The 13418-nt window shown below is 69.5% G+C and carries 8 protein-coding genes; all 8 read right to left on the minus strand.

Annotated features, from left to right (window positions below; translation table 11 throughout):
- The 8 genes from IT371_29115 to IT371_29150 all read right to left on the minus strand — a co-directional run bounded on the left by IT371_29115 (position 1) and on the right by IT371_29150 (position 13192).
- Positions 1-1263, minus strand: a complete 1263-nt coding sequence (locus tag IT371_29115) for a glycosyltransferase (protein ID MCC6751748.1) — start codon at positions 1261-1263, stop codon at positions 1-3.
- Positions 1260-2216: a class I SAM-dependent methyltransferase gene (locus IT371_29120; GenBank protein ID MCC6751749.1), complete on the minus strand. Its 957-nt coding sequence runs from the start codon at positions 2214-2216 to the stop codon at positions 1260-1262. The genes IT371_29115 and IT371_29120 overlap by 4 nt, the downstream gene beginning before the upstream one ends.
- Before the next feature lie 4 nt (positions 2217-2220).
- The gene (locus tag IT371_29125) at positions 2221-3387 is read right to left on the minus strand and encodes a glycosyltransferase family 4 protein (protein MCC6751750.1); all 1167 of its coding nucleotides are present in this window, start codon (positions 3385-3387) and stop codon (positions 2221-2223) included.
- 48 nt (positions 3388-3435) lie between these two features.
- A complete protein-coding gene (locus IT371_29130; GenBank protein ID MCC6751751.1) occupies positions 3436-4944 on the minus strand; it encodes an oligosaccharide flippase family protein in 1509 nt (502 codons plus the stop codon).
- Between the two features lie 23 nt (positions 4945-4967).
- A complete protein-coding gene (locus tag IT371_29135; protein MCC6751752.1) occupies positions 4968-6482 on the minus strand; it encodes a hypothetical protein in 1515 nt (504 codons plus the stop codon).
- A 69-nt stretch (positions 6483-6551) separates the two neighbouring features.
- Positions 6552-8777, minus strand: a complete 2226-nt coding sequence (locus IT371_29140; protein ID MCC6751753.1) for a polysaccharide biosynthesis tyrosine autokinase — start codon at positions 8775-8777, stop codon at positions 6552-6554.
- 217 nt (positions 8778-8994) lie between these two features.
- The gene (locus IT371_29145) at positions 8995-10524 is read right to left on the minus strand and encodes a hypothetical protein (protein MCC6751754.1); all 1530 of its coding nucleotides are present in this window, start codon (positions 10522-10524) and stop codon (positions 8995-8997) included.
- A 304-nt stretch (positions 10525-10828) separates the two neighbouring features.
- Complete coding sequence (locus IT371_29150; GenBank protein ID MCC6751755.1) at positions 10829-13192, minus strand: hypothetical protein; 2364 nt, start codon at positions 13190-13192, stop codon at positions 10829-10831.
- Positions 13193-13418: the final 226 nt, after the last annotated feature.

The raw sequence follows: 13418 nt of genomic DNA on the forward strand, positions 1-13418 counted from the left end.
TCACCTCGCCTCGCTCGACGCGGCCTGCGCCCCGTAACCGTGGCTGGGGCGGTGCCGTTCGACCGTCTCCTGATACAACCGCGAGAGCTTGTTCGCAATGACCGGAACGCTGAAGCGCTCCCGCATCAGGCGGTGCGCCGCGGCACCCACGGTTCGCCGCAGCGCGGGGTCCCGGAGCAGTCGGACCACGACCTCCGCCATCTCCGACGGGGTCTCGCAGGCGAAGGCCTCGCGGCCGGGCTCGACGTAGAGCGGCGCGAGGCTGAGGGGCCGCGCCACCACGGGGAGGCTGGCCGCCATGGCGTGCTGGACCTTGGTCTGGATCCCCGACCCGCAGGCCTGCGGATAGAGGTAGACCGTCGCGCTGCGAACCGTGGCACGGTAATCGTCGACCCACCCGAGGTGCTGCACCTCCGGCGTGCGGGTCAGGCAGTCGCGCAGGACGGGCGCGGGGTCCTTGCCCCACACGGTGAGGCGGGCGCCGGGCACGGCCCCCTTGATGCGGGGCCAGGCCTGCTCGAGAAACTCCACCGTGCCGCGCGCGACCGCCTCGGCCCCGTAGAGGCCGACGCAGAGCAGGTGGGGCGCGTCGTCGTCGGCGGGGGCCGTGGCGGTCGTTTCGAAGTACTCCTCGTCGACGGGGATCTCGAGCGCCTCGACGTGCGAGAGGGCGGCGCGGCGTCGCAACCAGTCGGCGTCCACGCACGAGACGGGGCAGACGGTGGTGAAGTGGGAGTAGTAGCGGCGCTCGAAGCCCGAGAAGCTGTGATAGAGGTAGCGCATGGTCAGCTTCCGGTCGAGCGTGCGCGTCTCGGGGATGGCCCGGTGGTACTTCAGCGAGAAGGCGTCGTACGGGACGAGCAGGCTCGGGAGGTCGGCGAAGAGCGGCCAGTAGGGGGCGAACTTGAACTGGTCCACGTGGATCAGATCGTAGCCCCCCGTGGCCAGGCGGGCTTTGAGGGCGCGGCCGAACTCGGGGCTGGTGAAGCGGCGCATGACCAGCGGATGGAGCTGCCCCACGCACCGGGCCGCGGTGACGAGCTGCTGCAGCCGCGGCGGCTCGGGGACCAGCTCGAGCACGCGCAGCGTCGGAAGCTGCGCCTGTAGCTCGTGCCAGCGCGTCGCCCCCTGCTCGCCGGCGTAGAAGCCGATCGCCTCGCACTGGTGCGCGCTCAGCGCGGCCTTGAGCACCCCGAGGGTGTGGTGGTGGGGCCCCGAGCGGGCCGGGTAGGGCGATTCGGTGAGCAGGAAGAGGATCTTCATGGTGTGCCCTGCCGCGCCTTCTTGCGAAGGATGAGGAGGTGGGTCTTGACCAGCAGGTCGTCCGCGGTCAACCCGGGGTGCTTGCGCCAGATGGCGTCGAAGCGCTCGGGCCACTGGCGCCGGAAGGCCACCGCCTCCGCGGAGACCTGGAGGATGAGGTCCACGACCTCGAAGCCCGCCTCGGCGTAGAGGCGGAGGTACTCGCGCGTGGTGAGCTTGCTGAACAGGTCGAGCTCGACGTAGCGCCCGCCGTTCTGCGCGTCCTCGTCGTCGGTGACGTGCTTCTCGAAGTAGGCCCGGTAGTCGGCGGGGTCGGCCTCGAGGTGCGCGAAGCCGTGCGTCAGGCCGCCGCGCCCCGAGAAGTGGTCGCCGCCGAAGGTGTTCCAGAGCGGGCCGTAGCTGGCGTAGAGGAAGCCGCCGGGGCGCAGCACGCGGTGGCTCTCGCGCAGCACGGCCGAGAGGTCGCGGCAGTGCTCGAAGACCGCGTCGCTCGCGGCGACGTCCACCGACGCGTCGGGGAGCGGGATGCCCTCGAGCGCCCCCAGCAGGAACGAGACCTGCGTGCCGGAGCCGGGGACGCGGGCGCAGTGCGCGCGGATCTCCCGCCACGACTCGGCGAAGCTGAAGAGGTCGACGGCGGTGATGCGCGCGGGCTGGAGCCAGAGCCAGGTGAGCACGTCCCAGCCGGTGCCCGTCCCCTGGAGCAGGAGGTGCTTGCCGCCGAGCTGCGCGTGGCGGTTGAGCCAGGCGCGGCGATCCTCGAGGGGAAAACCGCGCTCGAAGAGCACGCGACTCAAGCCGGGGGCGGCGAGCATCTCGGCCCCGAGGAAGGTGCGGGCGTGACGGGCGAGGAGAGGGCGCAGCACCACGTAGGCCAGGCGCTTGTAGAGCGGCGACTGCACGCGCGCGTACGCGGCCTGCCACTGCTCGGCGTGGGTGCTCAGGTCTTCCATCGCCTCAGTTGCTCACTCGCCGCAAGAACGCCACCAGGCGATCGCCGTAGTCGTCCCACGAACACCCGCTCTCCGTAGCGGTCTTCGCCGCGCGGCCCATCTCCTCGCGCAACTCCGGGCGCTCGTAGAGCCGCAGCAGTCGCTCCTTGAGCGCTTCCACGTCGCGAATGGGGATCACGTACCCGCTCTTTCCCTCGGTGACGATGTCCGCCGCGCCGGTGTTCTCGGTGACGATCACCGGGAGGCCGCACGCCATGGCCTGCGGGACGACCATGCCGAAGCCGTCGGCGATCGACGGGAGCACGAACACGGAGCACTGGGCGTAGAGCTGCTGGAGCTCGTGCTGCGGGAACGACCCCTTGAAGACGACGTTGTCGGCCCGGTAGCGCTCGATCACCGGCTTGAGCGAGGTGCTCTGGAGGCCGCCGCCGACGAACCAGAGCTCCGAACGGGGCAGCTTCAGCTCGTGGAAGGCCCGTAGCAGGTACTGCACGCCCTTGCCCTGGTGGATGCCGCCCACCTGGATCACGCGGAAGACATCGTCGTGCTTCACGCCGGGACGGAAGTGCGTCAGGTTCACGCCCGGGTTGTTGGGGAAGATCTTCTCCTCGGGAACTCCCTGCGAGACGAGGGTGCGCTTGGCCCTCTCGCTGAGCGTGAGGATCCAGTCGGCCTCGAGGAATTCCTCCTGCTGCTGCTCGAGCATCCACTCCCACGGCAGGTGACCGGCGGAGGGGAGGCCCCAGAGCTCCCGCTCCTCGAGCTGGAGCTGCCGCTCGAGGCGCTGGTGGATGCTGCCGTGGTCGATCACGCTGATCGCGCCCTGGCGGCGGGCCCGCCGCACGGCCTCGAGGGAGAAGGCCGACAGTCCGATGAAGACCTCCGTGTCGCGGGGGAGGTGGCGCGCGAGCCGCACCTCGAACTCGTGGTGCACCGAGCGGGCCAGCCGATCGCGTGCCGCGTCGTCGAGCCACGCGGCGCTGTGCGAGACGAGCTGCGCGTAGATGCCGTTGGCGAGGAGCGAGTCGACCTTCTGGTCCGGGATCCCCCAGCGCCGGGTCATGAACTTGGGGTAGTCGTTGATCAGGCGGTGCAGCACGCCGTGACGATGGAGCTGCGCGGCCTGGTCGAAGATCCAGAAACGACTACGGCACGAAGTTACGACTTTCATTCCAAACCTCTCTGCGGCGCCGAACGCGGCGGCGCGCAGGGCTACGACCTACTTGCTCCGGCGGTCCACGAGGGCCCGCCGGGTCCAGCGGATGAACATCAACAGATCCTGCGACTCCCGCCGACGGAAGAGATACCCGAGCGGGACTACGCTCGCAGTGAAGACGGCCACTCCCGCCACGAGCGCGACGGCGGTGCTCGCAGGGAGCGAGAGAGGCACCGCGCCCCGCACCCAGCCGCCGAGCAGCATGCTCAGGTATAGCAGCAGCGAGAGCACGAGCACGTCGAGCGAGCGGAGGTTGAGCTGCACGAGCCGGCGCGTCGCCACGCCGGTGATCACGAGCCCGATGAAGCTGGCCACGACCCAGCCGATCACGTAGCCCTTGAGGTCATAGAGCCACCCCCCGGCCCCGGCGAAACCCCAGAGCAGCGCGGACTGGACGACGTTGAGCGCGAGCCAGGCGCGGCTGTGGCCGGAGGCGGTGAGCTGGGCGCCCATCACGACCCAGGGGAAGGTGATCGTCTCGTGCAGGATGAAGGGCAGCACGAGGGGGATGGCCTCGCGCCAGCGGGAGCCGAAGAGGTAGGCAACGAGCAGGTCGAGGCTGATCACGATCATCAGCGAGAAGAGCGCCACGAGGAGCGTGACCGCGTAGGTGGCCGAGGCGATCAGCTCCTTGTCCGTGCGCCCCTGCCGGTTCCGCTCGGCGAAGACCGAGAAGAGGAAGTTCGGCAGCGGCAGGAAGGGGAGCTTCGCCAGGGCGATGATGCTGGCGGTCCAGTTGACGATGCCCGAGGCGTGGACGCCGTGGAGTCGCCCTACCACCATCGGGTTCACGAGCGCGTTCGCGATGCCCAGGACCGAGGTGGCCTGGAGCGGCAGCGAGTAGCCGAGCAGGGCGCCGAGGGGTCGCTCCTGCGCGTCCGGCCCCGGCTCGAGCCGCGGGCTCCAGATGCGAAGCAGCACCGCACCGACGACCCAGCGAGCGGCGAGAGCCACCGCGAAGCACCACACCGAGCGCCAGAGGTAGGCGAAGACCACGAGCGTCACGTTGTAGACGATGAGCTCCGCGACCTCGACTGCGGCGAGGCGCGGCCACTCTAACTGGCGCTGGAGCTCCACGGCCCGGTAGGCGCGATAGCTCTGGAGGCAGGCCACGAGGCCGCAGGCTGGAAAGAGCCAGGAGGTGGCCTCCGTGAGGTTGAAGTGCGCCATGAGGCGTGGCCCGAGGGCGTAGAGCAGCGCGAGCGTGAAGGCCGAGGCGAGCAGCTTGGCCAGGTTCACCTGGCGCCGCAGGCCGCGGGAAGGGGCCGAGTGACCCTGCACGAGAGCCTGGCTCGTGCCGAGGTCGACGGCCATCAGCGCGACGCTGATCGCGGGCGTCACGACCGCCTGCGCGCCGAAGACCGCCGGCTTCAGCAGGCGCGAGATCAGCGTGACCCCGATGGCGTTCACCGGCAGCGAGAAGAGCTGCCGGAGCAGCACGGCGAGCCCACCACGCACGATCTTGTCTCGCATGGGGCGCTGCTGGTTCGCGACGGGCGCCGTCTCGTCCACGGCTGTGGCTCGTACGACGCTCATCAGGGCGGCGACGGGGGGGCGACCGCCGGTGCTTCCCGACGGCGTGGTTTGCGGAAGAAGAGGGGGAGGCGACGCCGTGGCACCGTGGACCGAAGCAGGATCTCCGGTGCGGCGATGGAGGCCGTCAGGACCAGCATGGCCAGGCCGATGCGGTCGAGCGCGCCTTCGAGCACGATGTGCGCCAGCCAGAAGATGAGGGTAGCCTGGGCTACGGGGAGCGTGCGCAGCCGCAGCGAGCGCAGGGCCCTCCAGATGAGGTCCACGTAGCAGGCGAAGAAGGCCATGCCGAAGAAGACGAGGCTCTTGCCGCCGACCACGTAGAACCACCCCACGAGGGAGGTGGCCGAGCTGTGAGGGGAGTCCGCGGGGTACCCGAGGATGCTCACCGTGAAGTAGCGCCCCACGTCGAGGCCCCCCACCGTGACCGCCTTGAGCCCGACGGGGGTCACCTGCTTCCAGGCCAGCAGAATCACGCTGTAGACGTTCCCCATGCGCCGGAGGGTGCTCTCCATGCCGGAGGAGTAGGCGGTGGTCAGGCTCTCCGAACCGCCGAAGAGGGAGGCGACGGACTCGCTGAGGGCGCTCAAGGGCGTGATCGCCGGATCGATGACTCGGAGCGTGCGATACATCGTGAACAGCGGCCAGAAGAGGCCCATCAAGAGGCCGAAGACGATCATGGGGGTCATGCGCCGCCAGTTGAGGCGGCCGCTCGTGAGGAGCACGAGGAAGAGCAGAATGGCGAGGACGAAGAGCACCCCGCGACTCGAGCGCAGCAGCATCCCGAGGATGCCCTGCGCGACGACCATCGCGATGCCGAGCGTCATGCGGCGCTTCAGGCCGGCCATGTCCGAGCACCAGATGAGGAGGGCGAGGAGCGCCGGGACGATCATCGAGTGCGTGTAATAGACGAAGCCTGACATGCGAAAGGGGAGGTAGACCCCGCGCGCCCCCGAGACGGCGATGTTGAAGGCGTACATGATGACGCCCGAGGTGAGCATCAACACGGGGCTGATCACGAGCAGGATCGTGCTCGCCTTGCGGAAGGCCGACCGGTCGTCCGTGGAGAGCTGGCGCGGATCGGTGGGGATGAGGCTGTGCTGCGGGGCGGGGAGGGTGAGCATGAGCAGCGTGCCGGCGGCGAGGCCGAGCATGCCCAGGTTGATCACCTCGTAGGCCTCGGCCAGGACGGCCGACTCCGTGACGACGAAGGGCAGCTCCCAGTAGATGTCCTCGAGGCTGTCCGGGGTGAAGATCGACCAGTAGAACTGCAGGTAGTAGCCCACCAGGAAGAGCGACAGGAGCGCGATGAGGGGGAGCGCGCGGAGCCAGTCGAGCCCGATGCGCCAGAAGGTCACCGCCACCGCAAGCGTGCCGACGATCGTCCACATGGCGTAGTCGGTGGTCAGGTGCCCGAGGGCGTCCTCGCTCAGGAGGAAGCCCAGGGGCAACATGAACGGGATCAGCCAGCGGAGCACGCTCAGCCGAAGCCCGGACGGTGTGACGACGGAAGGCATGCGGTGTTACCTGGAGCAGGGGCTCGGCGACGGGCGGCGGCTCCTCGCTGGCCCAGGCCGCCCTTTGCCCTAGCTGGCCTTTTCCTCGTGCTCTCCGTAGCCGTAGCGATACGCCCCGTACCGGTAGTAACCGTGGCGGCCGTAGCGGTAGTAGCCGTACCCGTCGCGGGTCAGGTCCACGTCGTTGAGCACGACGCCGATCACCGGCGCGCCCACGTCGAGAATGCGGCGCACGGAGTGACCGAGGCCCGCCCGGCTCGTGCGGCCGATCCGGGCGACCATCAGGGTGCCGTCCACGAGCGTGCTCAGCACGACGGCGTCGGTGACCAGCATGATCGGCGGAGAGTCGAGGATGACGCGGTCGAAGCGCTCCTTGAGCTCCTCCACGAGCTTGTGAAAGCGCGTGCTCTGGCAGAGCTCGGCGGGATTCGGCGGGATCGGGCCGCAGGGCAGGACGTAGAGGCCGGGCACCTCCGTGGACTTGATCACGTCCTCCAGCTTGCCGTCGCCGAGGAGCACCGAGGTGATCCCCTCGGAGCCCGGCACGCCGAAGACCCGGTGGAGGCGCGGACGGCGCATGTCGGTGTCCACGATGAGGACGCGGCTGCCGGCCTGGGCGATGGCGATGGCGACGCTGACGGCGGTAGTGGTCTTGCCCTCCTGCGGCGCCGGGCTCGTGACCATCATCGTGCGCAGGGTCACGTCGGCCGAGGCGAAGTGGAGGTTGGTGCGGATCGACCGGCAGGACTCGGCCACCGCCGACTTCGGGTCGCGATGGACCACCAGCTCCGGCACGATCTGGGATTCGCGTCCTCGCGAGTCCTTCAGCGCGTTGCCGGCGATCTGGGGCATGAGGCCGAGGAAGACCACGCCGGCTACCTGCTCCACGTCGTCCTGCGACTTCACGCTGCTATCCAGCGTGTCGACGAGGAAGGCCAGGCCGATGCCGAGGAAGATGCCGAGGATGGCCCCGAAGATCATGTTCAGGGTGACGCGCGGCCGCACCGGCGTCCGGGGGGCGAGCGCCGCGTCGAGCAGGCGGATGTTGTTCACGCGCAGCTGGGCCGTCAGGTCCGTCTCCTTGATGCGCGTGAGGACCATCGAGTAGAGCTTGGAGTTGTTCTCCTCGTTGCGCTTCAGCCGCTGGTAGGGGACGGCCTGGCGGTTGAGCTCGAGGGCCTCGGCCTTGGAGCGCTGGAGCGCCGCGGCGATCTGGCCTTCGTTGTCCACCGCCTCGCGGTACTTGGCCTCGACGGCGTCGAGCACGTTGGTGATCTCGCGCGTGACCGCGGCGCGGGCCACCTCCATGCGGGCGCGTTGCTCGGCCACCAGCGGATGGCGGTCGAGGTAGCGCTCGCGAAGCCCGTTGTACTTGCGCAGCTCCTCGGCGTACGTGGCCTTGAGCTGCTGGATCGCGAAGCTGTCGGTGACCGGCTGGACGGCGACGCGGAGTGGATCCGCCGAGGGGCCGCGCGCCCCTTGGACCTGCCGGCGGAGGGCCGAGATCCCCATGCGCTTGACGGAGGCCTCGGTGAGGGCATCGGTCATCTTCTCGATCTGCCGGGCCAGGATGCTCTGACGGTCCTCGAGCGAGATCGAGATGATGTTGTACTTCTTCTTGTAGTTGTAGAGCGCCATCTCGGAGGTCTCGAGCTGCTTCTTGAGCTCGTCGAGCTGGTCCGCCAGCCACTTCAGGGCGCCGGTCGTCGAGACCTGCTTGTATTCGACGTTGTGCTCGAGATAGGCCTGCGCCACCTCGTTCGCCAGCCGGGCGGCGAGCGCCGGGTCTGGGTGCTCGACGGAGATCTCGAGGATGTTGGACTCGCGCACCGGCGCGGCCTTGATCACCTTGCGCAGCTGATCCGCCGCGTCGTTAGCCGTCGGCCGGACCCCCCGGCGCGTGAATTTCTCCCAGCTCGCCCCCCAGAAGGCGGGGCTCGGCGCGAGCTGCAGGCGCTGGGCGACCTTGAGGGCGGTGGCCTTGCTGTTGATCACCGTCTTCTGGGTCTCCATGTACTCTTTGTTGCGCCAGTAGCTCTCCGTGGAGAGGTCCACTACCTCTTTCACGTCGCCGAGCACCTGCGGCGCCTTGCGCTCCACGAGCACGGTCGCGGTGGCCTGGTAGACCCACGTCCGGCTGAAGGTCCAGACGGCCGCGGCCCCCATCACGGCGAGGAAAACGGACAGGATGAGCCACTTTCGCTTCGTGAGGGTCTGGAAGTAGCGATGGAGGTTGAGGCCGACTTCCGGCGAAGCGGCGCGGAAACGTTCCGCCTGCTGCTGCTGCTCACTCATTTGCAATGTCCGCCTTGGTGTTGGCCCACGGGAACCCCATCCTCATCCGCAAAGGCACGTTAGAACCGCGCTACGTTGGTCGCGGGGAAGGCCCTGGATGTTCAAAGCCCGTTAGGCCGAGTGCAACTCGGCGGGACCCTATCACTTCCCCCTGGAAGGATCAACAGGCCCCTGCAGTTACAAAAACTCATTAAATACCGGGAAGTACCGCCGGAGGTCACGCGGGGGAGGTGGGGGCGGCGGGAGTGGCGCGGCGCTGCGAAGCGGGGAGACCGCCCTGGGGGCTCGCGTGCCGACGACGGCGGGGAGAAGCCAGGCGAAGCACCAGCTCGGGGACCGTCACGGCCGCGGCCAGCGTGAGCATGCCGAGCGCCAGCCGGTCGAGCGCTCCCTCGAGGGCGATGAGCGCGAGCCAGAAGATCATCATGGAGCGGGCTACCGGGAGTGTGCGCAGCTTGAGGAGGGCTAGACCCCTCCAGAGGCCGGCCACGAAGGCCGCAAAGCAGGCCATGCCGACGACCACGAGGGGCTTGCCGCCCACCAGGTAGAACCAGCCCAGCAGCGACGTGGCGGAGCTGTGCGGGGCGTCCGCCGGGTAGCCGAGCACCTCGACGGTGAAGTAGCGGCCGAGGTCCAGGCCTCCGATGAAGACGGCTTTCAGCCCGACGGGGGCCGTCTGCTTCCAGGCCAGGAGCATCACGCTGTAGACGTTCCCGATCCGTCGCACGGTGTTTTCCATGCCCGACGAGAAGGTCTCGGAGAGGGCCTCCGAGCCGCCGAAGAGGGAACCCAGCGATTCGCTCAGGGCGGCGAGCGGACCCAGACCGGGATCCACCACGCGCACGTTGCGGTAGATCGTGAAGAGCGGCCAGAGGAGCCCCATGAGGAGCCCGAAGGCGAGGATCGGAGCGAAACGTTTCCAGGTGAGGCGTCCGCTCACCAGCATGACGATGAAGAGGAGCGCCGCCACCATGAGGAGCACGCCGCGGCTCGAGCGGAGCATCATTCCCGAGAGGCCGTGGACGAGCACGAGCGCCACGCCGAGCTGCATGCGGCGCCGCAGGCCGGCCACGTCCGTGCACCAGACGAGCAGGCAGAGGAGGGCGGGCACCACCATCGCGTGGGTGTAATAGATGACTCCCGAGGCGCGAAACGGCAGGTAGACGCTCTGGGCCCCCGAGACGGCGATCCCGTAAGCGAACATGGCCAGGCCCGAGCCGAGCATCAGGGCCGGCGTGACGAAGAGCAGCACGAGACTCAATCTCTCGAAGTGGCGCCGCTGGTCGTCGCTGGCAATAGGTTGCAGACGCTCGGCGGGTGATGCGGCCTTCGCGTGGCGGAGCCCTAGGGAGAGGACGGTTCCGAGGGTGAGGCCGAGGAAGCCGAGGTTGATGATCTCGTAGGACTCGGCGAGGACCCCGGGCTCGCTCACCACCACCGGCAGCTCCCAGTAGATCTCCTCGAGGCTGTCGGGCGTCAGGATCGACCAGAAGAACTGGACGAAGTACCCCACGATGAACAGGGAGAAGAGCGCGAGCTGGGGCAGGGCGCGCAGCCAGTCGTGCCTGACGCGCCAGATGATCACGGCGGCGCAGCTCGTGGCCAGCAACGTCCAGGCCAGGTAGTCGGCCGCGAACTCGCCGAGGCCCTCCTGCGTGATGAGGAACCCGATGACTGGCACGAGGGCCACGAGCCAGCGGAGAGAGCTGAGCTGGAGCCGGAAGCGTGCTGGGTGCTGCTGGGTCATCGGTTAGCCACGCGCTGCCGCAGCGGGAGGGCAGCGCCCGTCATTGTGCCGGTCGGCCGCGTGCGGGTTGCCCTCGCTGTCCACCATTGTTGCCTGTCTGCCTGTCGCCCGGAGTTGGTCGCCGAGCGAACCGGAGATGTTCACGCGAATCGCAGGCCGAAAGGCACAGGCCGCGACCGTAACAGCTTCGCTCCACCGGATCAAGGGGGGCGGATGCGGGGGACGGGCCGCCCCGGCGCGTGGAAGCCCGCGAGGCCTAACGGTTGTTTGCGACGGCTGGGGGCTGCGTTCCGACCCCTCTGACCTACCGCGTCATGCGCAGTCGGCGGGCCACGTCCTCTTCGTACTTGGCGCGATGGGGGCGGCCGTCGGCCCAGTGGATCTTCGCCAGAAGGTCGTGGGCGTAGGCCAGGGTGCTCGGAACCGTGGATTGCTTGACGATGCGCTCCGCCGCCGCTCGCGCGCGGTCGTACTGCTTGAGCCCCATGTAGGTGCCGGCGAGGGCGAACGAGAGCGACACGTCATCGGGGTAGCGGTACTGGGCGCGCAGGAGGAGCTGGAGCTCGGCTCCGGGCTGGTCGGCAGAAGCCTTGGCCCAGAGAAGGTAGTGCTCCGCGCTCGGGCGCTTGGCCGCGAGCGCCTCGGCCTTCGTCCGGGCCTGGGCGTATTCGCGCCCTCCGATGAGCACGCGGATCTCGGCGCGTGCGAGGTCCGCGTCGTCGGGCCAGCGGGCCTGGGCCAGGGAGACGTGCTCCCGGGCCAGGGCTACGCGCCCGTGGTCGGTGAGCCAGGTGACGGCTGCGGCGTGGACCTCCGGCTGCTCCGGCAGCACGGCCTGAACCTCGTCGGCGTTCTTGCAGAGGGGCAGCGCCTGGCCGAAGAGCTCCGTCCGGGCCGCACCGTACTTGAGCGCCAGGGCGTACTCGAGGAGCGCCTGCCGCCGCTTGCCGGTGCGCCGCAGGAAGCGCGCGGCGTCGAGGTGCAGCGCTGGGCTGCGGGGATAAAGGTAGAGCGCGCGATTCAACCAGCGCACCGCCTGCCGGTCTTGCTGGCTCACGGCCAGGCGCGCCCCGATGGAATGTGGCACCCAGTCCGCCGGATGGCGACGGATCGCCTTCTCGAGGACGGCGTAGACGCGGTCCGGGGCGGCCCGCTCCGTGGTGAGCCGGACCGCCTGCGCCACCTCGGCATCGGCGCTGGGCCCCGAGGCTGCGGAGGTGGCGAGGGTGGCCAGCAGCAGGAGGCCGGCGGCCACCGGTCCGGCCCACGCCCCGACGTTGCGAAGCCGCGTCCGCAGCGCGCTCGGCGTGGCGGCCTTGGCGTCTCGTCGCTTGGCGTTCGCCCCCGCGGAGAGCGCGCCGGCCAGCACGGCGGCCGGGAGCATCAGCCCGAGCATCTCGAGCCCGAAGTCGACGATGCTGTGCAGGGCGAGGGCGGCGAGAGCGGCGACGATGGCGCAGAGCGCCGGGTCCTGCCGGACCTTGCGCAGCCAGAGCACCCACGCGACGGCGGAGGCCAGGATCACCGCGCCACCGACGGGAAGCCCGAGCTCGATGGGCAGGTGGAGGTACTGGTTTTCGAGGTGGGAGTAGGTGACGTCGGCGGGCATTCCCCCGGCGAAGTAGTGCGGGAAGGCGTACATGAAGGCGCCGCGGCCCACGCCGACGAGGAGGTTGGCGCGCAGCATGCCGACTCCCGCCGGCCAGAGCGCCACCTTGCCGATGTCGACGTGCTGGGGCAGGAACTCGTCCACCAGGGTGTCGTGGCCGAGCCAGGCCGCGAGCCCGATCGTCAGGGCCAGCGAGAGCGGCACCAGCGCGATCACGGCGGGGTTCTTGGGCTCGTTCAGCCGCGGCCGGGAGAGGACCAGCGTGCCGAGGACGAAGAAGCCCACCGCCAGAGCTCCCATCGCGCCGCGAGAGAGGGTCATGCAGACGGCGGCGCCGAGAAAGATCGAGGAGAGCAGGAGGAGCGTGCGGGTCTGCACGCTGCCCGCGGAGATGGCGAGTCCGAGCGCGGCGAGGCTGCAGATGGTGAGAAAGGCTCCCCCGTGGTTGGCGTTGACGAAGCTCGTGGTGATGAGCCCGCCGCCGCCGCCGGCCGGGGTGTAGAAGAGGAGCGGGCGTCCGGGGGCGACGATGGCGCCCAAAAAGCCGACGAAGGCCAAGACGACGCCGGTGACCACGAACGCGATGAGCAGGCGCCGGCGGTACTGGGAGCGATGGAGGCTGTTGTGGGCCAGGATGAAGGCCATGGCCGCCGCGCCGATCTTCAAGAGCTCCCAGGACGTGGCCGTGGGATCGAGGGACAGGGCGTGCCACCCGCCGCCCCCGCCGACGCCGGAGAGCGAGACGCCGAGCATCTCGGCGGTGGCAGGGCTCAGGAGCCGCACGAGCGCCATCGGCAGGGGCACGAGCTGAAGCGCGGTGAAGGCGAAGACTCCGAGGAGCACGGCGCCGTACCACGGCACGGTCAGTCGGGCGTGCTTCGCGCGCCGGTAGGCCCAGAGTAGGCCCACGAGCAGGGCGGCCAGGATGGAGAACACGGCGATGGTGGCGCGATGGCCGCCGCCGAGGGCGAGCGCGGCGCCGAGCGCGACGAGAATGAGTCCTCCCTCCCTGACCGGGCGACCCCACGTCAGGATCCCGCTCGCTTTCCCTGGGCTCACGATCGTTCCTTCGGCTAAGGGGGTGTCCCTCGTGGCGCGGCGAGGCCGTGCGGGCTCGAGCCGCGCCGGGTCCTAAGAGTTACCGGAAGACCCGCCGCCGCGAAAGCCCCCATTTTCCCGGCGCCGGGGCTCTGCGTGGGGTTCGGCGGTGAGGACAGCCGTAGCGATCACGGGACGATCCACCGCGCCGAGCGAGAGCGGAGCGCCGGTGGCGAGAAGAGTCACC

The organism is Deltaproteobacteria bacterium (assembly GCA_020848905.1).
GTDB lineage: Bacteria > Myxococcota_A > Polyangia.